Here is a 24,906-nt window from a genome sequence, read left to right as displayed (position 1 = left end):
TCGCAAGAAGCACAGCAGAACTGCTGTGTTTTTTGCTTTTAAGGAGGTATTATGAAACGAAAAATTGGCATTCTGCTTGTGCTGGTCTTGATGCTGACCACTCTCTTTTCAACAATTGCGTATGCCGATGGGGACGGTAATATTGATCATGGTGGCGGTGATATAGGAAACGGTACGGGTGAAAGTTTTTGGAATCCCAGTGATGAAGGAGTACGCGTTACAGTTATCAAAGCAAGTGATAAAACCTCTGTAACAGTTCCAATTGATTTCACAAATAAAGAACCAAACGACATACAAGCTCATTTTGGAAAGGTGTCAAAGGTAACATACAATAATGGCAGGTCATTAACACCAAGTCAACAGATATACGCATACAACAACCCAGACGTAGCAATTCCCAAAATAATAAGCACTGCAAGTGGCAACTCAAGTATTGAAGAAATTAAAAGATACTTTTGCTCCGAATACATGATCATGACCATTTCTGAAATTACAGGCTGTAACTATGATACCCTGATTAATGGGGATTACAAAATTCTCCTGGAACCCATTGCATACCTTACTTTCAATGGCGTGAAAATGGCAATGACCGCTACTGAAGCCGCTTTATACGATCAGCAGATTAATGGCGGTCTTCAAAGCAAGATGGCATCGTTGACTCACAAGAACCTTCCTCTTGGGATGTTCCTCGAAACGCCGGATCTCGGATACCCAGCATGGTCTGGTTCTACAACAGACCCCGTGTCCAATACGGATATCATATCCTCCCTCGGTCTTGGCATCGTGCGGTTCAGTGAAGCCGATCCACCGCCGGAGATAAGTGCCTATGACTACGAATACAGAGTTAACACCGAGGTCATCACCGCAGTCACCGTCCGGGGAGGGCAGGCTGATCCCAATCATCCGGTATCGGTAACCTTCAACATCGGCGGCAGAAACTATAGGGTAAACAATGTCTACTATCCAAATAGCGACAGCCAGCTGGTGTGGGTGCGCTGGACAACACCATCCACCCCGCAGACTATGACCATCACCGTCAGTGTGTCGGGAGGCGGTTCCCCAAGTAAAAGCATCATCACCGCTAAGATTGTTGACCTGTCCCAAAACGATCCTCCCAACCCCACGGCCAATGACCGGAACGACTCCTACACAACGCCGAGTATTCCAAACAACCCGCAGAAAACCTCGGCCTCATGGGGCGTATGGTCTGCTTGGTGGCAGGCGTATTGGGTCTGGGTATCGGATTGGAAGTGGTATAGTGATGGAAATGGGGGAGGCTTTTGGGTCGACAACGGCAGCTGGGAGGACCACGGCTGGTGGGAGTTCGACTGGAACCCTTATTCTGCAAGTCTGACCGCCTCTGCAAACATCAAGCCCGATGATAAGGTGCCCACCGCATCAAGCAATAATATGAAGTCCGGCTATGGCATCAACATCAGTGTGACTGCTAATATAAGCTCCAATCAATCCTCCACTGTGACAGGTGCTCAGACATCGGTGACCTACTTTCCGGAGTTTCAATACAAAGACTATTGGAGGCTTTTAGATAGAACCAGCAGCGGGTACAGTGCAAGATTCGAGTTTAAGCAAAACAAATACTCGACCTATGACCGGCGTGTTCACTTTACCCCTGTGTGGCTCCCGGACGGCAGCTACACACCTTATACGTATTTAATCGACTGTTGGACACCTGCCGGGATGCTTTCTATGAACCTTACCGACACAGTGACGATACAAGGAAGCTTATGGGATGACTGGCACATTGCGCCTATCAAACCATAAAGAAATATCAAAAAATGAAGAAGATCGCTTTGATGAATGCTCGGCGGTCTTTTTTATTTTCTAAATTATAAATATGAAAGGCGGAATTTGCAGTGAAAAGAAGTAAAAAGATCCTGGTGGTCTTCTGCCTTGCCCTTGCACTTGTGATAATGTTCTGTGTGGTAGCTTATGCTGCACCTACAGGGGATGTTGCCGGAGCAATCGAAAATACGTGGAATGACGCATCCTCGCAAATCAAAACCGTGGTTAACAAGGTCGTATTCCCCGCAATAGACCTCATTCTCGCCGTGTTTTTCTTCGCCAAATTGGGTACCGCTTATTTTGATTATAGGAAGCACGGGCAGTTTGAGTGGGCGGCTCCGGCCATCCTTTTCACCTGCCTTGTGTTTACCTTGACGGCTCCGGTCTACATCTGGACAATTCTTGGCATGTAAAGCGTGGATGGGCGATGATTGCTTATCGTTTGGCTTTTGGATATACTATAATTGAAACTCTATTCTATGTTGATTTTAAAAGTGCCGGAAAAGGAGGGTGCTCTATGGATTTACAAATAAGAAGCGAACTGGATATGATTTCTAAAACGATAGCAGACACGGTGTCGGTCAATACAATCTATCTGTTTGGTTCTTACGCTTACGGCCAACCGCATCGGGATAGCGATTTTGACCTATATGTAATCATCCCGGATGACTCTATGCGTCCGCTGGAGGCAATGCAAACCATTGGGCACGCCCTGTACCATGTAAAGAAACGGCCTGCGGATATCCTTGTGGGCACCCAGAGCAATTTTGAACAGCGCAAAACATTACCCACGATTGAGCGCACGATATTTAGAAACGGGGTGATTTTATATGGAGATCAGCAGCCTGTGCAGGCGATGGCTTGAATTTGCCGCCGATGATCTCACTGCGGCAAAGCATCTGTTATCCTTATATCCGTTTCGGTTGGAGATTATCTGTTATCATTGCGAGCAGTCTGCTGAAAAGATGTTGAAAGCATTTTTGCTGATGCACGATGAAGAAGCACCGCGCATTCATGATTTAGTCGAGCTATGCCGCCTATGTGCTTTAAAGGATGAGGGATTCGATGGAATTGCCGAGGATTGTAGCAAGCTGACTCCCTTCGGTGTTCGTGTGCGTTATCCGGAAGAAATCGAAGTAATAGAGGCGGATATGCATGAAGCAATAAAATCAGCGGAACACATCATGGATTTTATTACTCACGCTATGACTGAGGAGCAGCACGAAGCTCAGGAACAGGGGATGACAATGGAATAGCCACAATTCAAACTCAAACCTTTGCGTTAAATGAGAAGTCATTTGGCGCTTCTTTACTGAGGATGATATTTCAGAGGCGATCCAGCGGTTTGGAGAGGATTATATGGTATTTGCAAGAGATTCCGTTTATAAAAATGCCACTACTCTTTGTGTGTTGCAACGAAGATGAGCAAGAAAATCCAGGTATATCAATGTGTTAAGAGTGTAGAAGAACACGCTAATCTAAAGTGATTAAGCGTGTTTTTTTTGAAAATATAAGGAACTTCCGAAAAAGCACATCGTAGGATGCGGCTTTTTATTTTTAATGAAAGGAGTGAAAGCTCAATGTTTATATGGGATTTTGCAGCAAACCTTGTCCTTGGACAGATTATGGACTGGATATATCAGCAGCTGATCGGCTTCCTCGGTGACTTCTTTTCCATGATGGGCAATATGGGAGCCGACCTGTTCGGCATGACTTGGGTACAGGCCATCGTAACATTTTTTAGTTATCTGGCCTGGGCGTTGTACGGAACCGGACTGGTGGTAGCGCTGTTTGAATGTGCCATCGAAGCACAGTCGGGCCGGGCAAGCATAAAAGATACTGCCTTGAACGCCATCAAGGGTTTTATGGCTGTGAACCTGTTCACCATTGTGCCGGTGGAGCTATACAAGTTATCCGTTACCTTGCAGGGCAGCTTTACCTCGGGAATCTCAAACCTGATGGGAGCCAGCGGAGGCATCAGCACCATGGCTCTTGGTGCCCTTACCAATTTAGGGGGGCTTGGGCTGAATCCAATCCTCGGCATTTTTTGCGTTATCCTCATGGGCTACGCTGTGATTAAAGTGTTTTTTGCCAACCTGAAGCGTGGCGGCATCCTGCTGATCCAGATTGCAGTAGGGAGTCTGTATATGTTCTCGGTACCCCGTGGATACATCGACGGCTTTGTATCCTGGAGCAAACAGGTGGTAGGCTTGTGTCTCACCGCATTTTTGCAGGCAACTATCCTCATTGCCGGACTCCTGGTATGGAATCAGAATATGCTCCTCGGTCTCGGTCTGATGCTGGCAGCGTCTGAGATACCAAGGATCGCCGGACAGTTTGGGTTGGATACTTCCACCAAGGCCAACCTCATGAGCACCATCTATGCGGCCCAGTCTGCGGTGAATATTTCCAGAACGGTAGTACAGGCGGTGGCGAAATGATGAAACTCGTATATATAGCCTCGCACTACGCCGGGAATATCGAGCACAACACCAGGATGGCGATAGAATACTGCCGCTATGCCGCAAGCTGCGGAGTTTGTCCCATAGCTCCTCATCTATTGATCCCAAGGTTTCTTGAAGAAAATAATCCGGCAGAAAGAGAACAGGGAATCAAAATGGGCTTGCGGCTCCTTGCCTCCTGTGATGCTTTGTGGGCCTTCGGTGACCGGATATCTGAGGGCATGCGCCGTGAGATTGCGGAAGCTGAAAAGCTGGATATCCCGATCATCTATCAAGAGTGGAGTGAAGAAATGTGTATATCTACCCCGATAATTTAAAATCCAAAGCTGTGCTGTGGCTGTGGCAGCTTCGGGATATCGGCATCATCGGTATCGGGTGTCTTATCTCTGTTTTTGCGCTGGCCCAGCTCGGCCTCCTGTTGCCGATAGTGGCGACTGCTCTTTACGGTTTCCTGACTATCCGGTTTGAGGACACCTCTATCCTCGATTTTATCAAGTATGCCTGTGGGTTTTTTATCACCAAGCAGCAAATGTATGAATGGAGGTACACGGAAAAATGAGCAGAAAAGAAAAGAAGACAGCTAAGCAAAAGCTTTCTACACGGCAGCTCATCGGCACAAAAGACATTACCGATTACAGTCTGCAGACCTATGGGCACGGAGAACTTGTATATTTTATCATCAAGCCGAGCAATATCTCGGTGCTGTCGGAAGCCAGCATCTCCGCAAGAATCTATGCCCTCATGACCGTGCTGAAAGGCATGGCGGAGATCGAAATATGCTGCCTGAATTCCCGTGAAAATTTCGAGGACAACAAGCGGTTCCTCCGGGAACGCATCGAACAGGAGGGCAGCCCCACCGTCCGCAAGCTGCTGGAGGCTGACCTGGGCTTCCTTGATAGAATACAGGTGCAGATGGCAACCGCCCGTGAATTTCTTATTATCATACGGCTTAAGGATGAAAAGCAAAAAGAAATATTCCCGTACTTAAACCGCATCGAAAAAACCTTGCGGGAGCAGGGCTTCTCTGTGAAGCGATCCGGAAGCGAGGATATCAAACGAATCCTGGCAGTGTACTTCGAGCAGAACGTGACCACCGAAAGGTTCGAGGACTTTGACGGGCAAAGGTGGGTGATTTTAGGTGACTAACCGTCCAGTGCGCAATGGTTTTGCGATATAATCGGCCAAAAGAAGGGAGATGAAGCAAACTATAGGACCCGGTGAAAAACAAGTGACTGAGAAAGGATGATGTCATATAGAGAGAATCAACAGAGTCAAAGGATGGCTTGATTTTGCAAACAAAGATATCAGTTGCGCAAAGTATCTCTTAGGTATGCGTCCGGTTCCCTTGGAAATTGTCTGTTATCACAGCGAACAGGCCGCCGAAGAAGCGCTAAAGGGATATCTCCTATATCAAAATATAGAACCGTCTCAGACTCAAGACTTAGGAAGGTTATGCAGCATATGCCTGAAATTCGACAAGGCTTTTGAGGGGTTGATGGGGCCTTGGGAGAGACTTGCGCGATATGGCGAGCCGGTATATCCTTCCGAGATGCAAATTTCAGACAACGATATGAAAACAGCTATTGCTGATGCTGACCGTATAATGGCATTCGTACTTCAAAGGCTTCAGCTTACCGAGGAAATTGCCCAGAAGGACGATGAACAAAAAGAGCAGCAGGAAAATGCAGCAGGGCAGCAACTAACCTAACGCATTCATTATGAACTCCAAGCCTAAAATCGTTGGGTGCTTTACTTTTGCCCTTTTTTACGGTTGCAGCCTTGTTCTTTATTGACGAAGGGCAAGGCCGCTATTTATTTTGCCCTGTTCATTTTTTCACTCATTTTAAGGAGATGATACAATGCCGAAAACCGACAAAACTGCGGCTGTCAGGTCGCCAGATGGCGTCCGCATCCCAAACAAAGAAGCTGATAGACAGTTTCAATTTTAAGTGAAAATATAGTATAATATAGGTAGGTGGTGTTCATATGAGAGATTTGGAAAAGCTCATTGATGAGGTTAACGGCTCAATGTCAATGGAAGGCATGCCGCTAACGCAGACTGATAAAGATAGAATCAGACATTGCGTAGGTAATGATAAACTGGTTGAAGAAACGATAGCTGAACTCATAAAAAAGCACACGGCTGTCAGGGGCTATAGCCATGAACAACAATTATGATTACAGCTATGAGTGGGATCACAGATATTGTTACCCCCATTCAAATGTGCTTATAAACAAGCTGGGTATTGAGGATGCGGAGAAGCTGCACATAGCCGAAAGAGAAATAACCTCTTTGAGAATTGCCAATGCAAAAGTAAGTGTTATAAAAGGCGATTTTGATCTACTCCATTTAAGAAAGATTCACAAGTATATATTCGGTGATATCTACGAATGGGCAGGCGAAATCAGATGGGTAAACATAGCAAAAGGCAATATGTTTTGCAACTGTGAGTTTATAGGAACAAATGCTGATTCGCTCTTCAAGAAGCTAAAAAAAGAGAATTATTTGAAAGATGCCTCCAAAGATGAAGTCCCGCTCCGTCTTGCATATTATCTTAGTGAAATCAATGTCCTTCACCCCTTTAGAGAAGGAAACGGCAGAACGCAAAGACTCTTTATTGAATATTTGGTCGAAAACGCAGGCTATAGCGTGGACTTTTCTAGGGTGACCGACAAGCAAATGATTGAAGCTAGTGCTGCTTCTTTCCTGTGTGATTATAATAAAATGAATGAGATTTTCGCTGCAATAACCAAACCTCTGTTGGAGAATAACATGACTCAAACTTTCATGGAATAAATTCAAATCATCATCAATACGTAGAATAAGGATGACTGCCATAAAGAGGCAAGGGAGTATTAGTTTAGGCTAATGCTCCCTTTTTATATATCATCCGATAAAAGAAGCCGCTTGCTTTATTGTATCAATAGTGCAAGCAGCTTTTTTATATTCAAATTCAAGCAGAAATTCAAGCAGAAAGAAGTGAAAGTCTATGGTAAAAAGAAAACTTGGCACGCCAACGCCTGTGCAGGATGATGTCCGCATCCAGGAATTCCTTGATATGATTGCACCATCAGTGATCAAGTTTAACACTGACCACTTCATTTGCGGCAACACCTACCGCTGCGTTTGGGCGCTGCGAGAATACCCCACCGCCACCGATGAGCAGGCCATCCTGCGTCACCTTGGAGAAAAGGATGGCATCACCTTAAAGATTTATACCCGCCACGTGACCCCGATCGAGGAAAAGAAAATCATCAGTAATGCGGCCAACAAGAACAGGCTGAAGCAGAGCAACACCAATGACCTGCAGCAGACCGTCACTGCCGAAAGCAACCTGCAGGACGTTGCAAATATCGTTGCCGCCATGCATCGGAACCGGGAGCCGCTCCTGCACTCGGCGGTATATATTGAGTTGTCAGCCTCCGATCTTGATCACTTAAAGGAGCTTCAAACCGAAGTTTTGACCGAGTTGATCCGTTCCAAGCTCAATGTAGATCGGCTCATGCTCCGTCAGCAGCAAGGGTTTATTGCGGTGATGCCAAGCGGCTACAATATATTCGGCGACCAGTTCGAAAGGGTACTCCCCGCTTCCAGCGTGGCCAACCTGTATCCTTTCAATTACTCAGGAAAAACCGATGCTAATGGTTTCTACCTTGGACGGGATAAGTTTGGAAGCAATATCATTGTCGATTTTAACAAGAGGACCGACGACAAAACCAATGCCAACATTTTGATTCTGGGAAACTCCGGTCAAGGCAAAAGCTACCTTATGAAGCTCATCCTTTGCAATATGAGGCAAAGCGGTATGAAGGTCATTGTCCTGGACCCTGAACATGAGTATGAGGATTTAACCCTTAACCTAGGCGGCTGCTTTATCGACTTGATGTCCGGCGAGTACATTATCAATGTATTGGAGCCTAAGACATGGGATGAAAACGGATCGCCGGAGGACAAGGAAGCACCCCAAGCTTTCCGCTGTGCCTCCAAGCTGTCGCAGCACATCTCCTTCCTGAAGGATTTCTTCCGTAGCTACAAGGACTTTAATGACAGGCAGATTGACACCATTGAAATCATGCTGACTAAGCTCTATGACAAGTGGAACATCACCGACCATACCAACTTTGACCGGCTGACCCCCAAGGATTATCCTATCCTGTCCGACTTGTATAAGCTGATAGAAGGGGAGTATCAAAGCTATGACAGCAGCCACAGGCAGCTCTACACTGCAGAAACCCTGCAGGAAATCTGCCTTGGACTTCACTCGCTTTGCGTGGGTGCAGAGAGCAAATTCTTTGACGGACACACGAATATCACCGACAGCCACTTCATCACCTTTGGCGTAAAAGGATTGCTGCAGGCCAGCAAGAACATCAAAAATGCTCTGCTTTTCAACGTACTCTCCTTCATGTCCAATCAGCTGCTGACGGCAGGCAGCACGGTAGCCAGCATTGACGAGTTGTACCTCTTCCTCTCCAACCTTACAGCCATTGAGTACATCCGCAATTTTATGAAGCGAGTGAGGAAGAAAGACAGCGCCGTCATCCTTGCCTCGCAGAATTTGGAGGACTTCAACCTGGATGGGATCAGAGAATACACGAAGCCCCTGTTCAGCATCCCGACTCACGCCTTCCTGTTCAACGCCGGAAACATTGATGCCAAGTTTTACATGGATACCCTGCAGCTTGAACAGAGTGAATACAACCTCATCCGTTATCCGCAGCGGGGTGTCTGCCTCTATAAATGCGGCAACGAGAGGTACAACCTCATGGTTTCCGCACCGGAATATAAGGAAAAATTGTTCGGCACGGCGGGAGGACGGTAACCGCTGCAGCTAAAAATTAACGGAAAGGAGGCATAACCATGTTTGCCAATACCCCTGTGTACTACCCCTCTATCGAGCATGCAAAGGAAAACAACGAGCTGGAACTGTGGCGTGAGTCCTACGATATCAAGCAAAGCCATGTACAGGCAGAAGCCCCGGAACAATTGGGAGGGATGAACCTTGGCTGATCCCGCAACCCTTGCCCTGATTGCTAGGGCTGCTATCCCAGCCGGGACCGACAAACGGACGTGGAAGGTGATCGGTGCCATCATCGCCGCTCTGCTGACTCCCGTTATTCTAATGGTGGTTGTGATTATGAGCCTGCTCTCTGCCACAGCAAGTCATAACAATGCTGCCATTAATCTGACCTTTCACGGAGGTGCAATCTCCTCGCAGATGCCTGCGGATTACGCCGACTACATCCGAAACATGCGGGACAGCTTCTCGGAGCTTGACACTGCCATAGGGAATATAAGTACGGAGCTTGAAAGCGGAAGTCTTGACAGCACATGAGTCAAGGCGATTTTTTATGCTCTGTTTTTCGGCTCGGACAGTCCCTCTAGGGACAGCGATGACTACCGTGCGTTTGCAGATTGTTTCGTACGGTACGAAATCCGGTCCAATGAAGCAACGGGTACCAGCTCTAAGGTGGCCATCCCGCTAACCTCCTTGCCGGAGATTTACTCAAACCTGGAAAGCACACTCGGCAGGACAATCACCAGTGAGGACAAGGCCAATGCCTCGGAGATTTACAACCGCATCCTCTATGGCGACATTCCCACAGAAGGGGATGGACTCCAGAATTGGGTCAACACCATCACTGCAAACCCTGCTAAGGTTCCCTTTATTGGCGGCGACTTTATCAGTCCCCTCGGCAGCAGCTGGCGCAGCATGGTGACCTCCGAATTCGGATACCGGAGTGATCCTATTCATCCCACGGCTGAAAATTATCACTCAGGAATTGACCTGGGAGCGCCGAAAGGCACCGATATCCATGCCGCCAATGGAGGAACTGTCCTGTTTGTCCGCTATAAAACCACAGGCTATGGATACCACTTGGCAATCGATCACGGTGGGGGCATCGTTACCTTATATGGTCACTGCTCTAAAATCCTTGTGACCGAGGGGCAGGCGGTAAGGCAGGGTGAGGTTATTGCACAAGTGGGTTCCACAGGCAAATCGACCGGAAATCACTTGCATTTTGAAGTTATTGTTGACGGCACACCACAGAATCCAAGAAGCTATCTACCATAAAAGAAGGGGTGAAACTATGTTAACAACCAAAGCGGTCTTTAATAGAAAGTTGGATGACTTTGAGCCTAAGAACTGCGTTATTGAAAAAGTTGTTGCACTTACGTCTCACGAATACGATAAATTTTCCAAAAATATGCTGGCTGACTATGACTTTATAAAGGATAACAAAGACCTGCAATATTTTGGTGAGAATGGCACATGCCACTGCATTTTAGTGATGGGAGAAGAAAGAGATGACGGTATCCTTGTCCAGGGAGAGGGCTATGACTATGCCCGTTATGCTGCATTCCTACCGAATGCCTCTTTGTTTTTAGCAGCAGTTATGGAGCAGGAACAATCAGCAGAGAAAAAAACAGTAGTTCGCGGCCTTAAACTGAAAGATTTAATGTCGGTGCCCTTGGAGGACATTCATCTCATTCACAGCGATGAGGATATAGATCTAGCTACCATATGCGAGTTGGAAAATGATACCCTGACCGATGTCGGAAAGAAGGAATGGGCTGACATTCTGGAGGCTGATGTGCACCGGATATTTACTGGTGAATATGGCCTGCAAATTGAGGTCAGCGGTGTAAAACCTCAAAGGCTATCGGACTTTTCATACATGCTTGCCGGATATTGCTCCGTGCAGGACTATGAAAAATGGGTAATGCAGAAGCCGGAAGTAACATTAGATGAAACTAATAGTGAACCACAACCGGAAGATCAAAAAATAAAAGTGGTAATGGTTGAGCCGCATGAGACTCCTTATGTTGCGGAGATCGGCAATGATCTTGCCTCCATGCAGAAAGCGGTTGGCGGGAACATTCAGATGGTAGATTTAGCGTCCTATGTTTCCCTTGTCTGCAATGAGGAAGGCAAGCTGTTAGAAATGGAGGGCAACCGCTCCCTGGGCAATGATATCCTCGTCGGCAACTTTTTTATTGCGGGATATAACGATGAAGGTGAATTAATCTCATTAACTGAGGAACAAATTGAAGAATATACGCAAGAATTTCTTACTCCAGAGAGCTTCACCAAAGAGCAAATCGATGAAGCTACTGGATTTACCTCTATTTCATTTTAAGGAGGAATGAACCCATGGAAAAAACAAATTTACAGGTATCCTTTGATGCCGACAAGCTCAATGCACTGCGGTTTTATATGGCCAAGAAAGAACTGAACGTAGAAGATGAACTGCAGGCCCACCTCGACAGGCTCTATGAAAAGATGGTTCCCGTACAAGTAAGAGAGTATGTGGAAAGCCAGTCCGGGAGCAAGGCTCCCAAACAGGAGGTCGAAGTAGAAGAGGATGCTGTCAAGCAGGAGATCAAAGCAGTGGGGAATGCTCCCGAGCAGGAAGTCAAAGTGGACGAGGAAAAATCCTCGGAAAAGCAGCCAAGACAAAGCAAGCGCCAGCGTGAAAAGGAGATGGCTGTTGCCGCACAGGCCGAACCGCAACAGGAACAGACTGCCGGGCCGGAAGAAGCCGAGGAAGAAAACCAGGGCATGAGTATGAGCATGTAGGCAGTCCAATGAAGAAGGAAAAGCATCCGCAGAATCTTGAAGCAGAACTACAGCAGGCGTTCGATCGATGGGAGGCGCTCTATAAATTTGGAGGTCATGATCCCTTCTGGTCGGACGGCTGCAATTTAAACCTAGTGCGCAATCACATCAGCCACTACAAACAAAAGATTGAGGAAACCTATGAGCCGCAAAACTATCCGGCGATCTACTATCGAGAGGCACCGCCTGAAGTCCCCCAGGATTACATGGCAAGGAGCGAGGAAATCCGGTCGAATGCAAAAAAGGTGGTACAGCTCTATAAACAAGATGAGAACTATCAATTCTTATTATCCCGTGTAGAACGGCTTGATCCAAAGGATATCAAAACGACTAGCATTAGAAATGTGATCAATTATGTAAAAGGGCTGGAGCAAGCAATCGCTGCGGATGATTTAATATCCATGCGGCGACATGAAAATCCGGAGGGCTATATTGAATCCTTCCTCGAATGTGCAGAGCGTGTCAAATCCTTAAAACCGAGGGACAATGAGCAACTATCACTTTTTGATGTATGGCCGGAGGGATTTTCCGAGGAAGCTGATGAAGGCGAGGAAGAAGATCAAGGCATGAATATGAGTTTATAGGAGGTGGCGACATGTTGCAGCATGGAATATATACCATTACGGAAAATGGGCAAAGCCGCAATTACATTGCCCAAAATACTAGCAGCTTGCTCTCGGCAGCAAAACTTCTCCATACCTTGGAGAAAGTAAAGAGAAACCTTCCGAAAGGAAGCAGGACATCTGTGCTTGAAGCATTGGATAAAGACTATAACTTTGTAGCACTCAAAGGCAAAAGCTATAATCTGTTTCATGCTCTGGATGACAGAGAATTTTCTGAAGCCGTTAAAAAGATTGAGGACGGAGAAAGGCAAGATGCCCATATCGAAGTAGATTTCGACACAGGCAGTCTTGGCTTTCTCTATGACAATCATGGAGAAGCTGCTCGACTCACATTACCGATCACGGCTATTGTTGATGCCTACTCCGGATCGCTCCGCAAAAAGAACAACAGCCAGATCTATGTGAATACAAACAATTTTGCAAAGCAAATTGAAAAAACGTGTGATGCGCAGCTAGAGCTTTCTCGCCAGGAGGAAGCAAATGGTGAAGCTCCACAGGTGCAAAAAATAAGTTTATAGGAGGAAAGGTCAATGAAGAAAGCGACCCTGCAAATCAGCTTCGATAGCGAAAAGCTCGGAGCCTTAAAGCAATACATGGCAAAAAAGGAAGCGTCCATCGAAACGGAGCTGGACGAAGTGATGCAGAAGTTCTATGAAAAATATGTTCCCGCACCGGTGCGGGAGTACATCGAAAGCCGCGAGACAGACGATCAACCGAAGCCAGCAAGACAATCCAGCTCGGCTGCGGCACAGAAAAATGCTGCAGAGAATGAGCAATAAGCGCAGAAAAAAGTGACTGACCTATCCTTTTAGGGCAGTCATTTGATACGCATTATAGTTTTATTTCAAAGTCCTGTGATTCAGGATTAACCTCTGTTGTTTCCTTCGGATGGCTGACGGTTACTTGATGTTTCTGCTCTAAAGCAAGTTGTTCGAGTTGTAGCACACGCCCTTTCAAACCATTGCACAACTTATCTGTACGCGGCTCATCAATATACGGCGAAGCGGAAAGAAGGATTCGAAACTCCTCGTCTATATCCCGGAGCGCGGAAAAATCAATCCAGTCAAGGCTGCCGGTCAAAACGATCTGCTCGGCATGCGCCGATTTAAACGGATGGCTTGGCACATCACCATTCGGATGAATTACCCTTGAAACCTGATCATGCCAGAGGCTTGTGCCGCTGTCAAAGACAGGCGCTGCCCCCAGCCATGTAAGGGTATCCACATTGCGGACAGCACCAAAGTTTCCAAAATGGCGGTCTGTGTTGGCCATGAGAAAGTCAAAAGCCAGCAGATAATTCAGAAATTCCTTCATGCCGGGGATGCCAAGGTGTTCACAGCAAAGCAGAAAATGTTCATGCAAGGAGTGATGATTGCGCTTCTTTTCACTCTTAAAAATGCTGTAAGCACTGACCAGTTCTGTCTCAGGCGTAATGAAATTTTCGCATACGCTGTAGGGAATTTCATTCTCCCAAACGAGGCTGTATGGTACATAAGCGGTATGGTTTAAACGCTGGTGCAGAGAAGTCGCCAATACCTCATTGAGCGGTTCCTGCTGGAACGGATTGCTCCCGGATTTAAGTAGGCAACGTTTTCCGTCAATGATTTTCCATTTTTTTCGCAGCCATCCGTTGCAAGTGTTGCACGGAGAGAGTAGGTCGAATTCACTGCCGGGGGAAGAAGCTTGGCCAAAGAGCACATTTCCTACATCATCGGAAAAAGGGTTGTGGAAAAAATTAATATCCTCCCACTTAAAGGGATGCTCCTTGGGGTTGATCAAATACTGGTCGGACAGACTCAGCCCGTAGCATTTGGTGAGAAGCTGCTCCGTATAGGATACGTTCAGGATGTCAAGAGCCTCCCGGATACCGGAACGGATGGACGGAATGGAACGTCCCCGCCACCAATCGTTCAGGCTTTTCCTGTCGGGAAGCCCCTTGGTAATCGCAATGCCGACGGGAAGGTACTCCGGATGAATCACTTGAGCGACCTTTAAAATCGCGCCCGTATCTTCGTCAATATTCAGTTCTGCCACAGGGGCATGCTTATTCATTAACGTGTAGATCATCCGTGTCCCCTCCCTTCAGCGGTAAATTCTTAATGTATCATTTTACCATTTTTTTTCATTTATAAAAACAGTTTGCTGAGGTAAATGCAAATTCATCTATATCGCCAAACATGGTGGGGGCACTTCCGCGTAAACAGTAGGCAAATTGACGTTGATTTGGCGGCTGTGTCGCCCCGTGTGCCGCTTTGACAGGCAGGGTGGCATTGTTACACCTGCAGACAGTTTGCCGCCCTGTGTTGGGGTTTTGTGAGAGATAAACCCGAAAGGCAGCTGCTGGTATGGAGTTCCCCTCCATTTGCAGAGGGGTGAACCATGGGGTCGAAAACGGTGCAGGTTAAAGAGGGGTGGTCGCAAGCGACCTCCCCTCGGCTCACATCAGCCCGCAATGCGGGCCGAAAGACGTTCACGTTCGGGGTCGGAACTTGGGACACGGTCACCTCACAGGTGGTCGAAAGCAACGAGAACCCGCATAAATTCACACTTTTTAAGGTGGTCGTTATCGGTGTCATAGCAAAATATATGGCAGATCGGAGGTAAGGCAATATGACAGAGGAAAACAAAAAAAGATTTCCATTATGGATATACCCTGAGACACAGCAAAAAGTGAAAGAGCTATATGGAAAGGACAACTGCAAGAGTCAAAGTGAGTTTATTGAAAAGGCAATCATTTTTTACAGCGGCTATGTTTCCTCAAAGGATAATACCAAGTTCCTGCCGATTGCCATCACATCCGCCCTTGCAGGTATTGTTGAAAATTCCGAGAACCGTATGGCAAGGCTGCTTTTTAAACTGGCGGTAGAGATGTCCATGATGATGAATATCCTGGCATCCAATGCGGAAATAGATGAAGCCCTGCTGCAGAAGCTGCGGGGCAAATGCATCAATGATGTGAAAAAAACCATCGGCTCCGTAACTTTTGAGGAAGTAGTAAAATATCAAAAGGGCAAGTAAGGTGATAGGCTATGCCTAGAATCATATTCAAATGCCGGTATTTAAAAAATGCACCCAAAGCGCATCTGTCCAATCTCGTAGAATATGTGGCCACCCGTGAGGGCGTTGAAAAAGTCTCCGGCAACTCCCAACTTCTTCCTGCAACAAAAAATCAACAGCAGTTGATTTCAGAAATTCTGCAAAAGCTGCCGGACACCGCTGACCTATTCGAGTATGAGGACTATCTGAAAAATCAGACCAGAGAAAATGCCACGGAGTTTATTTCCATTGCCCTTGAAAACAATCTTGACTTGATCGGCAAAAAGAAAAACTTCGTGGACTATATCGCCAATCGTCCGAGAGTTGAAAAGCTTGGAACCCATGGGCTTTTTACAGATGATGGCGTACCTGTTGTACTTTCACAAGTTGCAGAGGAAGTATCCAATCATCCTGGAAATGTGTGGACAAATATTATATCCCTCCGGCGTGAGGATGCGGCAAGACTTGGATACGACAGAGCAAAATCGTGGCAGGATTTGATTCGGGCGCAGCGCAATGTCATTGCGGAAAATATGAAGATCGCTCCGGAAAATTTAAGATGGTATGCTGCTTTTCATAATGAGAGCCACCATCCCCATTTACATCTGATTGCATACTCCATCAATCCAAAGGAAGCCTATGTCACAAAGCAGGGCATTGAAAATATGCGGGGAAGTCTCGCAAGGGAAATCTTCCGTCAAGACCTCATGGAGATCTATGAAAAGCAGACGGAGCGCCGCAATATTCTAAACAAGCAGAGCCATGAAGCCATGCAGGATATCCTATCTCAAATCAATTCCGGAATCTGCGATAACAAAAATATTGAGGAACTGATTACACACCTTGCTGAAAAGCTTAAGTATACTTCCGGCAAGAAACAGTATGGTTACCTGAAGGCTCCCCTCAAGGCAGTTGTTGATCAGATTGTCGATGAGCTTGCAAAGGACGAAAGAGTGGCAAAGCTGTACAGCAACTGGTACGAAATGCGCAATGCGGTTTTAAGCACTTATGCCGACAAATTGCCGCCACCCCTTCCGTTGTCACAGCAAAAGGAATTCAAGAGCATTAAAAATATGGTGATTGCCGAAGCGCTAAAGATCGGCAGTCACCTTTTTACGTTTGAGCCGGACGAGGAACACGAAGTATTGATGGAAGATCATGATGATAGTGCAGCGACAACGGACGATGCGCTGACGAACATTGAAGAATCGCCATTAGCCAATGAATCATCCGCAGATACCGATGATGATAATAGAGATTTTATTGCAGACCCGCTAGGGGAAGATACATCGGATGATGATTCACAGGAGTTTCAATATCATGTCAAGTGGAGCGAACGGTATAAAGTAGCCCGTGAATTTCTCTATGGCAGCGATGATATTGAGCCGGACTTCACAGAAGCCTACCGCCTGTTTATGGAGGAAGTGGAAATAGGAAATGCTCTGGCAATGTACGACCTTGGCCGGATGCACATGGACGGTCTTGGTGTGGAGATGAATAAGGATGCAGCACAGCAGTGGTATGCAAAAGCTCTTGTCGCTTTTTTAGAAGTGGAGTCAGATAAGAGCAGTCCTTATCTCCAGTACCGCATCGGGAAAATGTATGCCGCAGGCTTGGGTGCAACCCAGGATTATGTGGAAGCAGCGGATTGGTTCCACATGGCGGTTGCCAAAAATCACAAGTATGCGCAATATTCCCTTGCCGGACTCTACTATCATGGTTACGGCGTGGAGCAGAGCTATGAAACCGCCTTTGATTTATATAAAAAATCCGCAAGACAGAAAAATCCCTATGCTTCCTATGAGCTTGCCAAAATGTACCGGGATGGTATCGGTGCCGAGAAGAATATGGAGAAAGCCGATGAGCACTTCCAAAAAGCGCTCACCGGCTTTTTAGATTTGGAAGCCCAAAGCAAAGACGACAAGCTCCGGTACCGTCTCGGTCAGATGCTCTATACCGGAACAGGGACCGAGAAAGATATCACCGCCGCCATTACATACTTTGAGAAAGCAGCGAAGCTTGGAAATGTCAATGCACAGTATATGCTCGGTAAGATTTATCTTGAAACGGACAGTGAGCATGAAAATGTAGAAAAGGCATTGCAGTGGCTTGGTAAAGCTGCGGATAATGGAAATGCTCTCGCGCAGTATGCCATGGCAAAGCTCTACCTCAAGGGAAACCATGTGGAGAAGGATATCCAGAAAGCTGTAGAGCTGTTCACCAAATCTGCGGATCAGAAAAATCAGTATGCACAATATGCCCTTGGAAAGCTGTATTTATTGGGCGAGGATGTTCCCAAAGATATAAAGGCAGCCATCAAATGGCTCGCGGCCTCCGCAGATCAAAACAATCAGTTTGCACAGTATAGCCTGGGCAAGCTCTATCTCTCAGGCAAGGAAACTGAAAAAGACATTCCGACAGCAATCCGGCTGCTTACAGCTTCTGCAGAACAAGGAAATCAGTATGCCCAATATGCCCTCGGTAAGCTGTATCTCTTAGGCCATGATGTCAAGCGGGATAAAGAAATAGCGAAACACTGGCTCTCATTGTCGGCAGCGCAGGGGAATCTCTATGCGCAGTTTTTCCTGGAACGTATGGACTCCTTCAAAGAGCCATCAGTTCTCCTTTCTGCCACAAAACTGATGCATTACCTTGGCAACATCTTCCGTGAGGAATACAGAACGATAGGCGGTAGTTCTCTGCTGCAGGTGGATCGGAAACTCCGCAAAAAACTTATAGAGAAAAAATCAGCGCAGGGTCACGCCTATAATGACCATGCGCCACACCAGAGCTATTAGGAGGAATTCATATGAAGGTCCAAAGGTGCTCAATGCAGTTGCGGTTGCAAAAAAAGTCTTTACCAACCGGAAAATAACGCTCCGAAAAAAAATAGGAGCAGATACTTAGAAACATTCAATAATAAGCTGTCACGCCGTAAGCCGTCCATTCAACAATGGGCGGCTTTTTTCGCGGGTGTGGCACATGTAGACTATGACAAGGGAGGTATACCATGGCATATATACATTTTACCGATGAACAGAAGCAACGTGCAAACTCTGTTGATCTCGTTGACTTTCTTCGAAGACAGGGAGAGCAGCTCACACGCTCTGGCAGGGAGTGGCGGTGGAAGCGTCATGACAGTGTAACCGTTCGGGGCAATCAATGGTTCCGGCACAGCAGTAGGCAAGGCGGTCTCGCTATCGACTTTGTGCAGGAGTTCTATGGGCTGCCATTTCCCGATGCGGTGACTCTGCTGCTCGGCGGCGAACAAGGTTCAGCATTTAAGCAGAGCAATAAGAAAACAACACCGGAACAGGATCGTAAAGAATTCCTATTACCGGATGCGGCTCCAAATATGCGCCGGGTTTATGCCTATCTCTTAAAGCAGCGATATATTGACCGGGATGTCCTTACTCATTTTGTGAGAGAGAAAATAATCTTTGAGGACAAGGAATATCACAATGCAGTCTTTGTGGGCGTTGATGAAAACGGCATCGTCCGTCACGCTCATAAAAGAGGAACCTATTCTAACGCTGCGGGCTATCGCGGCAATGTGGAAGGTTCTGATCCAAAGTACAGCTTCAACCACATCGGCACCAGCGATACCCTCTATGTGTTTGAGGCTCCTATCGATATGTTGTCCTATATCAGCCTGCATCAAAGAGACTGGCAGCAGCACAGCTATGTGACCCTGGACGGTGTGGCTGAACATGCCATGCTGCAGGTACTGTCCCAAAACAATTATTTATCCAATCTGGTGATGTGTCTCGATCATGATGCCGCAGGGATAGAAGCCACAGGCCGTCTTGCAGAGATATTGCATGAGAAGGGATATGACAGAATTTCATGCTTGCAATCTGCATTTAAGGATTGGAACGAGGATTTAAAAGCACAGCATGGGATCACACCGATCCCCGCGCAGGAACATTCCAAAATAGAAGCCTGCCGTGATCTGTGTAAGGAACTTCGTGATTTATGCAGCGGCGTGAAATCGATTAAAAGTCCTTATGAAAGGTTGATGGAACACTATGGAAAATTTAGTTCTCTCGTGCAAAATGGAAAAGTGATGGTTGACCGGGAAGCTATCGCGATGGAGCAACTGCAAAGCATGGCATCCTATGCTCTGCTTGCTGTCTCGGAGCAATACCGTCAGCTTGAAAAGCCGGTACTCGTAGAACAATTAACCAAGGAACTTTATGAGAGTTATCATCCCCATCAGGATAAAGGCAAGCTTAGAGTGAAAGCAGATGACCTTCAACAGGATATCACTGCTATGAATGATCAACTCCACACAGTCGGCATCCGTACCCTTGATGATAAGCAAAAACTAATTTCATCCTATATGAGTCTTGCGCTTAATTGTGTGAAGACTCATATTATTATTGACACGGAAGGCCAAGAGCAGAAAATCAAAATCCAACAAAAACCAAATGCAAAACAAACCGACGGTGAACAAGTGATTTGTGAAGAGACTTCACTGCCCCAATATAATCTATCATAAGGGAGAATGAAATCATGGAAAACAACCGCTTTAAACCCGAATGTCCACTCTTGGATAAGGATGGTAATATTTTTAATCTCGTAGGCATTGCCTCAAGAACCTTGAAGGAAAATGATCTCGGTGAAAAAGCCCGTGAGATGTGGAACCGGGTCATGGAGTCCGGCAGCTACGATGAAGCTCTGAATATCATCGGTGAATATGTCACCATTGTCGAAGATGAACCGAAGATGGAGGACGAAAGCTTTCACATCAAAATGGAATAAAGAAATTTGGAGAAAGCCATGCACCAATCAAAAAACGGGTGTATGACTTTCTCTTTTAAAGGAGGTGTGCCTGTGCAAATATCACAGGTTGTAATGCTAATTATCATCGCTGCAATCATGTTTGGCGTCATCGGTTTTATTATCCTGCTGGCTAACTACTACACCTTAAACGGCATTAAATCTAAGACAGTGGGTGACGGTCAGCATGGTACCGCAAGATTTGCAACGAAGCATGAAATTCTACAGACCTATGCCCATATACCCTATGAGCCGGAGCGGTGGCGCAAGGGTGAAAACCTGCCCACTGTGCAGGGGCTTATAGTAGGCTGCAAAATGGCTCGTGGTTTTATTACGGCTATTGTAGACCAGGGGGATGTGCATGCACTGATGATCGGCGCAGCCGGTGTCGGAAAGACTGCCAATTTTTTATACCCAAACCTTGAATATGCCTGTGCATCGGGCATGAGCTTTATGACCACGGATACCAAGGGGGATCTCTATAGGAATTATGGCAGCATCGCCAAGGATTACTACGGCTATGATGTATCGGTAATTGACCTCCGCAACCCTACCCGCAGTGACGGCAACAACATGCTCCACCTTGTGAACAAGTACATGGATCAGTACAGGGCAAATCCAGACAGTCTTGCGGCAAAAGCCAAAGCGGAAAAGTATGCAAAAATAACGGCTAAGACCATCATCAACTCCGGAGGGCTGGATTCAGGTTCACATGGACAGAACGCCTTTTTTTATGATGCTGCGGAAGGATTGTTGACAGCGGTAATTTTATTAATAGCAGAATACTGTCCCAAAGAAAAACGTCACATTATATCTGTGTTTAAGATGATACAGGACTTACTGGCTCCCTCCGGTGTCAAAGGAAAGAATCAATTCCAACTATTAATTGAAAAGCTTCACCTGGAGCATAAGGCAAGATGGTTTGCAGGCGCGGCGTTGAACACTGCAGAGCAGGCCATGCAAAGTGTTCTCTCTACAGCACTTTCACGATTGAATGCCTTTCTTGATTCGGAGCTGGAGCAGATACTGTGCTTCGACACTGCCATCGATGCGGAGAAGTTCTGCAATACCAAGTCTGCTATCTTCCTGGTCATGCCGGAGGAAGACAGCACAAAATATTTTTTGATCTCTCTTATCGTTCAGCAACTCTACCGGGAGATACTGTCCGTGGCTGATGAAACAGGCGGCAAGCTCAAGAACCGTGTCATGATGTACCTGGATGAGATCGGGACCATCCCCAAGATTGATAGTGCGGAGATGATGTTCTCTGCTTCCCGCTCCCGCCGTGTTTCCATTGTGGCCATCATCCAATCCTTCGCACAGTTGGAGAAAAACTATGGCAAGGAAGGTTCAGCCATTATTATTGATAACTGCCAGGACACTATCTTCGGCGGCTTTGCTCCAAACTCGGAATCAGCGGAGATACTTTCCAAGAGCCTCGGCAACAAAACCGTCATGTCTGGCTCCGTCAGCCGAGGCAAGAATGATCCCTCCCAATCCCTGCAGATGATCCAGCGCTCACTGATGACTCCGGATGAGTTAAAGACCTTGCCCAAAGGAAACTTCATTGTCACCAAAACCGGAGCTTATCCTATGAAAACCAATCCTTAAACTGTTTCTAGAATGGGGTATTAAATTTGAAAAGGTGTATGCGATAGAGGAAAAATCAGCTCGCAAGGTTGCCTATGCTGACCGCAGAGAACTGGAAGAGGAGATCATCAAACGTCACATTACCTGTGAAGAAGTGGAGGATGAAACAGAACCCTCTACAGTATCAGATCAAGGGGGCATCTCTCATGTTTCTGCTGTGCCTAAACCGCAGCAGGAACCACCGCTGCGCACAGATTAAGGAGGGATGAAATGGGATACTTTTCATCACTTTATGCATCAGAGCTTCTACATCGGGCTGTTGCTGTTTATATGTACTTACATGATCGGGCTGACAAGGACGGCAAATGCTACCCGGCGATTGGTACCATCGCCAAGGAGCTGAAGCTGTCACGAAGCACTGTAAAAAGAGCCATCACAGATCTTGAAAGGACGGGACATCTTCGCAAGGAAAATAGATGGCGGGAAAACGGCGGCAAAAGCAGTAACATGTATTATGTGAAGCTCTGAAAAAACTTACTTTTAAACCAAGGGGGCGGTCTGCTCATTTGATGAACTATAGTACAGTTCACAGTGAGCTATGCAGTGAACTACCCACTCTAAGAAATAACCTAACATCAGAAAAGAAACAAAATAGTCATATTACTAAGTTATATGACTATTGGCTTAAGGGATCAAAACGGTTAATTGGCTACAAAAGCTGGTTTTATGCGACTTTTAAGAGATAACTTAGCATAACTACTTTCTCAACATAATTTATCGAGCCGATCCGACGAACCGAGGCACATTGGTGTTACTTCATTAAAGGTTTATTTAGGGCCATATGTTCTCATGGACAGGGCACGTCGAGTGCGTGGTAGTGCTATATCTGGGTTGGGTGAAAGCCTTGATATGAGCGGGTCCTAGAGTAGGATGTTCTTTTTGTAGTGACAGAGTGTACGGGGGAAAATATTGGGCCAGATTGTTCTTTGTGATAAAATGTACCCTATAGTGAACTATACCCCCTTAATTTAGTCTACACTACATTTCATTTTCGTGTCTACTTAAGGGGGTATAGTTCAAAATATTGGACATTATGATATAATCATTTTGTTTATGAAAGGGGTTCCAAGATGGTTATCAAGGGTCAGAAACTGAAGCACTACTCTGGAGACTTTAAACTAAGTGCAGTTGAAGAAGTGCTAACCGATCATATGGGTCTAAGGGAGACAGCACGAAAATATGGTGTAACTCATAAGATGGTCCAAACTTGGATACGTTTGTATCTCGAAAAAGGTAAGAATTATTTTAACTCCGATGCTTCAAAACATAAAAGTGAGTTGATTAATGTAATTCCACTCACACAAAACAAAGATCATAAAAATCTTGTAACACCACGGAAGTTAAAGCATTCCAATGTGGACGAGTCTTCATTGCCTGATGAAATTCAGAATGAGCTCAATAGGTTACGAATGGAGAATGAATATCTAAAAAAATTAAACGCCTTAGTCCGGAAAAAGGAAAAGTCACGAACAAGGATAAAGCTCAAATAGTACACGAGCTAAGGCGTAAATATAAAGTTAATGAGCTGGTAAAAATAGCGGGTATTCCTCGAAGCACATATTACTATTTCACTAAATCCCAATGCAAACCAGACAAGTATGCTACGATTCGCCCTGTAATGGAGCAGATATTTACTGAAAACAAGGGGCGTTATGGTTCTCGTCGGATAACTGCTGAGCTAAAGAAACAAGGTATTGTCATAAACCATAAAACGGTAATGAAACTAATGAAAGAATCAAACCTATATTGTTTTGTACGAATAAAAAAATACAACTCGTATCGGGGTAATGTAGGGAAAGTTGCCCCAAACCTGTTAAACCGCGAATTTCAAGCAGCGAAACCCAATGAAAAGTGGGTTACTGATATTACAGAGTTTCATCTCTATGGCCAAAAGATATATTTATCTCCCATATTGGATCTATATAATGGAGAAATTATCAGCTACGACATTTCTAATCATCCTCGATTTTCACAGGTTATGGTAATGTTAGAAAGGGCCTTTAAAAAGATACCTGACAATACCGGTCTGATGCTACATTCGGATCAAGGATGGCAATACCGTATGGCGGCATATCAAGAGGCTTTGGTGACGAAAGGAATCCAGCAAAGTATGTCGCGAAAGGCTACATGTTTAGATAATGCTGTAGTGGAAAACTTCTTTGGCCACCTAAAATCTGAATTACTATACAACCAGGAATTTGAGTCCGTGGAACATTTTGTTCAGGAACTTCATGCGTATCTAGAGTACTATAATCACAAAAGAATTAAGAAAAAGCTTAATTATATGAGTCCAATAGAATACAGACTATTACAGGAAACTGCGTAATGGATAAAAGAATAGGAACAAACGAACATTGGTTAGACTATGATTGGCTCTTGCCAATTATCGGAGGATAGGGCAATGCTGGAGAGCAACCTGAGCGCCAAATTGGTTTCTGCCGGGGGAAATGCAGGGACGGATTATAGTTTCGTCCCTCATTATTTCCTTTGAGGAGAACTAAAGCGATAAACTCTAGGGCGAAGCCCTACCTCAATTATTTTGTCTAAATTTTGGGGGTCAGTTCAATTATTCAATAGATAAGTCAAGGCCGCCTGTTTGATGTCAGGCGGCCTTAACTGTTCAGATGTTGTCGATTGGGTGTATACCAAGCAAATATATGTTATTTGTAAGCGCTTAATATAAGGTGAATAATATGCTCTGCAAGAGCAGCCGATACGCGCAGGTTGAGCCATCGTCGCGCTATAACTATACCACCTTCACGCATGGTGAACCACTCGTACATATTTAGTGGTAGATTGGATTTATGCACTACATTGGTAGTGTAAATAAATCCAAGGAGGTCATATCAATGACCAATTACCGCGAAATCCTTCGGCTAGGTAGCCAAGGGATCAGTCAGCGTGGCATCTCAGCAAGTTGCGAGTGTT

26 protein-coding genes and 2 pseudogenes are annotated in these 24,906 nt (G+C 45.9%); 27 read left to right on the top strand and 1 reads right to left on the bottom strand.

Annotated elements, in window-relative coordinates:
- Positions 1 to 51 precede the first annotated feature (51 nt).
- From UF75_RS11585 to UF75_RS11500, 19 genes and pseudogenes are all read left to right on the top strand, one after another.
- The gene (locus UF75_RS11585; protein WP_045574760.1) at positions 52 to 1,782 is read left to right on the top strand and encodes a hypothetical protein; all 1,731 of its coding nucleotides are present in this window, start codon (positions 52 to 54) and stop codon (positions 1,780 to 1,782) included.
- Positions 1,783 to 1,874: 92 nt separating this feature from the next.
- Positions 1,875 to 2,216: a DUF3852 domain-containing protein gene (locus tag UF75_RS11580; protein ID WP_045574759.1), complete on the top strand. Its 342-nt coding sequence runs from the start codon at positions 1,875 to 1,877 to the stop codon at positions 2,214 to 2,216.
- Positions 2,217 to 2,320: 104 nt separating this feature from the next.
- On the top strand, positions 2,321 to 2,668 hold the full coding sequence (locus UF75_RS11575; RefSeq protein WP_045574758.1) for a nucleotidyltransferase domain-containing protein: 348 nt from the start codon (positions 2,321 to 2,323) through the stop codon (positions 2,666 to 2,668).
- Positions 2,634 to 3,059: a HEPN domain-containing protein gene (locus UF75_RS11570; RefSeq protein WP_045574757.1), complete on the top strand. Its 426-nt coding sequence runs from the start codon at positions 2,634 to 2,636 to the stop codon at positions 3,057 to 3,059. The genes UF75_RS11575 and UF75_RS11570 overlap by 35 nt, the downstream gene beginning before the upstream one ends.
- A gap of 324 nt (positions 3,060 to 3,383) precedes the next feature.
- The gene (locus UF75_RS11565; protein ID WP_045574756.1) at positions 3,384 to 4,244 is read left to right on the top strand and encodes a conjugal transfer protein TrbL family protein; all 861 of its coding nucleotides are present in this window, start codon (positions 3,384 to 3,386) and stop codon (positions 4,242 to 4,244) included.
- Complete coding sequence (locus tag UF75_RS11560; protein ID WP_052693185.1) at positions 4,241 to 4,582, top strand: DUF4406 domain-containing protein; 342 nt, start codon at positions 4,241 to 4,243, stop codon at positions 4,580 to 4,582. Before UF75_RS11565 ends, UF75_RS11560 begins: the two co-directional genes overlap by 4 nt.
- A complete protein-coding gene (locus tag UF75_RS11555) occupies positions 4,558 to 4,824 on the top strand; it encodes a hypothetical protein (RefSeq protein WP_045574755.1) in 267 nt (88 codons plus the stop codon). Before UF75_RS11560 ends, UF75_RS11555 begins: the two co-directional genes overlap by 25 nt.
- On the top strand, positions 4,821 to 5,411 hold the full coding sequence (locus UF75_RS11550) for a hypothetical protein (RefSeq protein WP_045574754.1): 591 nt from the start codon (positions 4,821 to 4,823) through the stop codon (positions 5,409 to 5,411). The genes UF75_RS11555 and UF75_RS11550 overlap by 4 nt, the downstream gene beginning before the upstream one ends.
- A 106-nt stretch (positions 5,412 to 5,517) precedes the next feature.
- Positions 5,518 to 5,973, top strand: a complete 456-nt coding sequence (locus UF75_RS11545) for a HEPN domain-containing protein (protein WP_045574753.1) — start codon at positions 5,518 to 5,520, stop codon at positions 5,971 to 5,973.
- Positions 5,974 to 6,251: 278 nt separating this feature from the next.
- Positions 6,252 to 6,443, top strand: a complete 192-nt coding sequence (locus UF75_RS11540) for a hypothetical protein (RefSeq protein ID WP_015043322.1) — start codon at positions 6,252 to 6,254, stop codon at positions 6,441 to 6,443.
- Positions 6,427 to 7,062, top strand: a complete 636-nt coding sequence (locus UF75_RS11535) for a Fic family protein (protein ID WP_045574752.1) — start codon at positions 6,427 to 6,429, stop codon at positions 7,060 to 7,062. The genes UF75_RS11540 and UF75_RS11535 overlap by 17 nt, the downstream gene beginning before the upstream one ends.
- A gap of 193 nt (positions 7,063 to 7,255) precedes the next feature.
- The gene (locus UF75_RS11530; RefSeq protein WP_045574751.1) at positions 7,256 to 9,088 is read left to right on the top strand and encodes an ATP-binding protein; all 1,833 of its coding nucleotides are present in this window, start codon (positions 7,256 to 7,258) and stop codon (positions 9,086 to 9,088) included.
- Between the two features lie 38 nt (positions 9,089 to 9,126).
- Positions 9,127 to 9,276: a hypothetical protein gene (locus UF75_RS29075; RefSeq protein WP_197079382.1), complete on the top strand. Its 150-nt coding sequence runs from the start codon at positions 9,127 to 9,129 to the stop codon at positions 9,274 to 9,276.
- A pseudogene (locus UF75_RS11525) lies at positions 9,269 to 10,342 on the top strand (M23 family metallopeptidase). Before UF75_RS29075 ends, UF75_RS11525 begins: the two are co-directional and overlap by 8 nt.
- Positions 10,343 to 10,358: 16 nt before the next feature.
- Entirely contained in the window at positions 10,359 to 11,408 is a 1,050-nt protein-coding gene (locus UF75_RS11520; RefSeq protein ID WP_045574750.1) for a DUF3846 domain-containing protein, read from the top strand.
- 14 nt (positions 11,409 to 11,422) lie between these two features.
- Positions 11,423 to 11,848, top strand: coding sequence for a DUF6103 family protein (locus UF75_RS11515; RefSeq protein WP_045574749.1), 426 nt, complete (start codon positions 11,423 to 11,425; stop codon positions 11,846 to 11,848).
- Positions 11,849 to 11,856: 8 nt separating this feature from the next.
- Positions 11,857 to 12,471, top strand: coding sequence for a hypothetical protein (locus UF75_RS11510; RefSeq protein ID WP_045574748.1), 615 nt, complete (start codon positions 11,857 to 11,859; stop codon positions 12,469 to 12,471).
- Positions 12,472 to 12,482: 11 nt separating this feature from the next.
- On the top strand, positions 12,483 to 13,028 hold the full coding sequence (locus UF75_RS11505) for a hypothetical protein (protein WP_045574747.1): 546 nt from the start codon (positions 12,483 to 12,485) through the stop codon (positions 13,026 to 13,028).
- Positions 13,029 to 13,040: 12 nt separating this feature from the next.
- The gene (locus tag UF75_RS11500) at positions 13,041 to 13,289 is read left to right on the top strand and encodes a DUF6103 family protein (protein WP_045574746.1); all 249 of its coding nucleotides are present in this window, start codon (positions 13,041 to 13,043) and stop codon (positions 13,287 to 13,289) included.
- Between the two features lie 52 nt (positions 13,290 to 13,341).
- Here UF75_RS11500 and UF75_RS11495 read toward each other — a convergent pair whose 3' ends face one another.
- Entirely contained in the window at positions 13,342 to 14,577 is a 1,236-nt protein-coding gene (locus UF75_RS11495) for a hypothetical protein (RefSeq protein ID WP_045574745.1), read from the bottom strand.
- Between the two features lie 543 nt (positions 14,578 to 15,120).
- Here UF75_RS11495 and UF75_RS11485 point away from each other — a divergent pair.
- The 8 genes and pseudogenes from UF75_RS11485 (at position 15,121) to UF75_RS11450 (ending at position 24,304) form a co-directional block, all read left to right on the top strand.
- The gene (locus UF75_RS11485; protein WP_045574743.1) at positions 15,121 to 15,528 is read left to right on the top strand and encodes a hypothetical protein; all 408 of its coding nucleotides are present in this window, start codon (positions 15,121 to 15,123) and stop codon (positions 15,526 to 15,528) included.
- A gap of 11 nt (positions 15,529 to 15,539) precedes the next feature.
- On the top strand, positions 15,540 to 18,344 hold the full coding sequence (mobP3, locus tag UF75_RS11480; protein WP_045574742.1) for a MobP3 family relaxase: 2,805 nt from the start codon (positions 15,540 to 15,542) through the stop codon (positions 18,342 to 18,344).
- A gap of 212 nt (positions 18,345 to 18,556) precedes the next feature.
- Entirely contained in the window at positions 18,557 to 20,047 is a 1,491-nt protein-coding gene (locus UF75_RS11475; protein ID WP_045574741.1) for a DUF3991 domain-containing protein, read from the top strand.
- A gap of 14 nt (positions 20,048 to 20,061) precedes the next feature.
- Positions 20,062 to 20,310 carry a hypothetical protein gene (locus tag UF75_RS11470; protein WP_045574740.1) on the top strand — a complete coding sequence of 83 codons (249 nt, stop codon included), beginning with the start codon at positions 20,062 to 20,064 and terminating at the stop codon, positions 20,308 to 20,310.
- A 72-nt stretch (positions 20,311 to 20,382) separates the two neighbouring features.
- Positions 20,383 to 22,177: pseudogene (locus tag UF75_RS11465) on the top strand (VirD4-like conjugal transfer protein, CD1115 family).
- An 11-nt stretch (positions 22,178 to 22,188) separates the two neighbouring features.
- Positions 22,189 to 22,446 carry a helix-turn-helix domain-containing protein gene (locus UF75_RS11460; RefSeq protein WP_045574739.1) on the top strand — a complete coding sequence of 86 codons (258 nt, stop codon included), beginning with the start codon at positions 22,189 to 22,191 and terminating at the stop codon, positions 22,444 to 22,446.
- Positions 22,447 to 23,048: 602 nt separating this feature from the next.
- Positions 23,049 to 23,468, top strand: coding sequence for a helix-turn-helix domain-containing protein (locus tag UF75_RS11455; protein ID WP_045574738.1), 420 nt, complete (start codon positions 23,049 to 23,051; stop codon positions 23,466 to 23,468).
- Positions 23,399 to 24,304: an IS3 family transposase gene (locus tag UF75_RS11450; RefSeq protein ID WP_143159010.1), complete on the top strand. Its 906-nt coding sequence runs from the start codon at positions 23,399 to 23,401 to the stop codon at positions 24,302 to 24,304. The genes UF75_RS11455 and UF75_RS11450 overlap by 70 nt, the downstream gene beginning before the upstream one ends.
- The last annotated feature ends 602 nt before the right edge of the window (positions 24,305 to 24,906 follow it).

It is taken from the genome of Desulfosporosinus sp. I2 (assembly GCF_000960765.1).
Taxonomy (GTDB): Bacteria; Bacillota; Desulfitobacteriia; order Desulfitobacteriales; family Desulfitobacteriaceae; genus Desulfosporosinus.
The sequence above is the reverse complement of the archived record's forward strand: the minus strand, read 5'-3'. Positions and strand labels throughout refer to the sequence as shown.

What these genes read in the sequence shown, in the direction of transcription:
- mobP3 (WP_045574742.1), top strand. Translation starts at nt 15,540, where the DNA reads ATGCCTAGAATCATATTCAAATGCCGGTATTTAAAAAATGCACCCAAA.
- UF75_RS29075 (WP_197079382.1), top strand. Translation starts at nt 9,127, where the DNA reads ATGTTTGCCAATACCCCTGTGTACTACCCCTCTATCGAGCATGCAAAG.
- UF75_RS11460 (WP_045574739.1), top strand. Translation starts at nt 22,189, where the DNA reads ATGGGATACTTTTCATCACTTTATGCATCAGAGCTTCTACATCGGGCT.
- UF75_RS11500 (WP_045574746.1), top strand. Translation starts at nt 13,041, where the DNA reads ATGAAGAAAGCGACCCTGCAAATCAGCTTCGATAGCGAAAAGCTCGGA.
- UF75_RS11470 (WP_045574740.1), top strand. Translation starts at nt 20,062, where the DNA reads ATGGAAAACAACCGCTTTAAACCCGAATGTCCACTCTTGGATAAGGAT.
- UF75_RS11520 (WP_045574750.1), top strand. Translation starts at nt 10,359, where the DNA reads ATGTTAACAACCAAAGCGGTCTTTAATAGAAAGTTGGATGACTTTGAG.
- UF75_RS11455 (WP_045574738.1), top strand. Translation starts at nt 23,049, where the DNA reads ATGGTTATCAAGGGTCAGAAACTGAAGCACTACTCTGGAGACTTTAAA.
- UF75_RS11560 (WP_052693185.1), top strand. Translation starts at nt 4,241, where the DNA reads ATGATGAAACTCGTATATATAGCCTCGCACTACGCCGGGAATATCGAG.
- UF75_RS11510 (WP_045574748.1), top strand. Translation starts at nt 11,857, where the DNA reads ATGAAGAAGGAAAAGCATCCGCAGAATCTTGAAGCAGAACTACAGCAG.
- UF75_RS11585 (WP_045574760.1), top strand. Translation starts at nt 52, where the DNA reads ATGAAACGAAAAATTGGCATTCTGCTTGTGCTGGTCTTGATGCTGACC.
- UF75_RS11475 (WP_045574741.1), top strand. Translation starts at nt 18,557, where the DNA reads ATGGCATATATACATTTTACCGATGAACAGAAGCAACGTGCAAACTCT.
- UF75_RS11515 (WP_045574749.1), top strand. Translation starts at nt 11,423, where the DNA reads ATGGAAAAAACAAATTTACAGGTATCCTTTGATGCCGACAAGCTCAAT.
- UF75_RS11535 (WP_045574752.1), top strand. Translation starts at nt 6,427, where the DNA reads ATGAACAACAATTATGATTACAGCTATGAGTGGGATCACAGATATTGT.
- UF75_RS11495 (WP_045574745.1), bottom strand. Translation starts at nt 14,577, where the DNA reads ATGATCTACACGTTAATGAATAAGCATGCCCCTGTGGCAGAACTGAAT.
- UF75_RS11540 (WP_015043322.1), top strand. Translation starts at nt 6,252, where the DNA reads ATGAGAGATTTGGAAAAGCTCATTGATGAGGTTAACGGCTCAATGTCA.
- UF75_RS11530 (WP_045574751.1), top strand. Translation starts at nt 7,256, where the DNA reads ATGGTAAAAAGAAAACTTGGCACGCCAACGCCTGTGCAGGATGATGTC.
- UF75_RS11485 (WP_045574743.1), top strand. Translation starts at nt 15,121, where the DNA reads ATGACAGAGGAAAACAAAAAAAGATTTCCATTATGGATATACCCTGAG.
- UF75_RS11570 (WP_045574757.1), top strand. Translation starts at nt 2,634, where the DNA reads ATGGAGATCAGCAGCCTGTGCAGGCGATGGCTTGAATTTGCCGCCGAT.
- UF75_RS11550 (WP_045574754.1), top strand. Translation starts at nt 4,821, where the DNA reads ATGAGCAGAAAAGAAAAGAAGACAGCTAAGCAAAAGCTTTCTACACGG.
- UF75_RS11505 (WP_045574747.1), top strand. Translation starts at nt 12,483, where the DNA reads ATGTTGCAGCATGGAATATATACCATTACGGAAAATGGGCAAAGCCGC.
- UF75_RS11575 (WP_045574758.1), top strand. Translation starts at nt 2,321, where the DNA reads ATGGATTTACAAATAAGAAGCGAACTGGATATGATTTCTAAAACGATA.
- UF75_RS11565 (WP_045574756.1), top strand. Translation starts at nt 3,384, where the DNA reads ATGTTTATATGGGATTTTGCAGCAAACCTTGTCCTTGGACAGATTATG.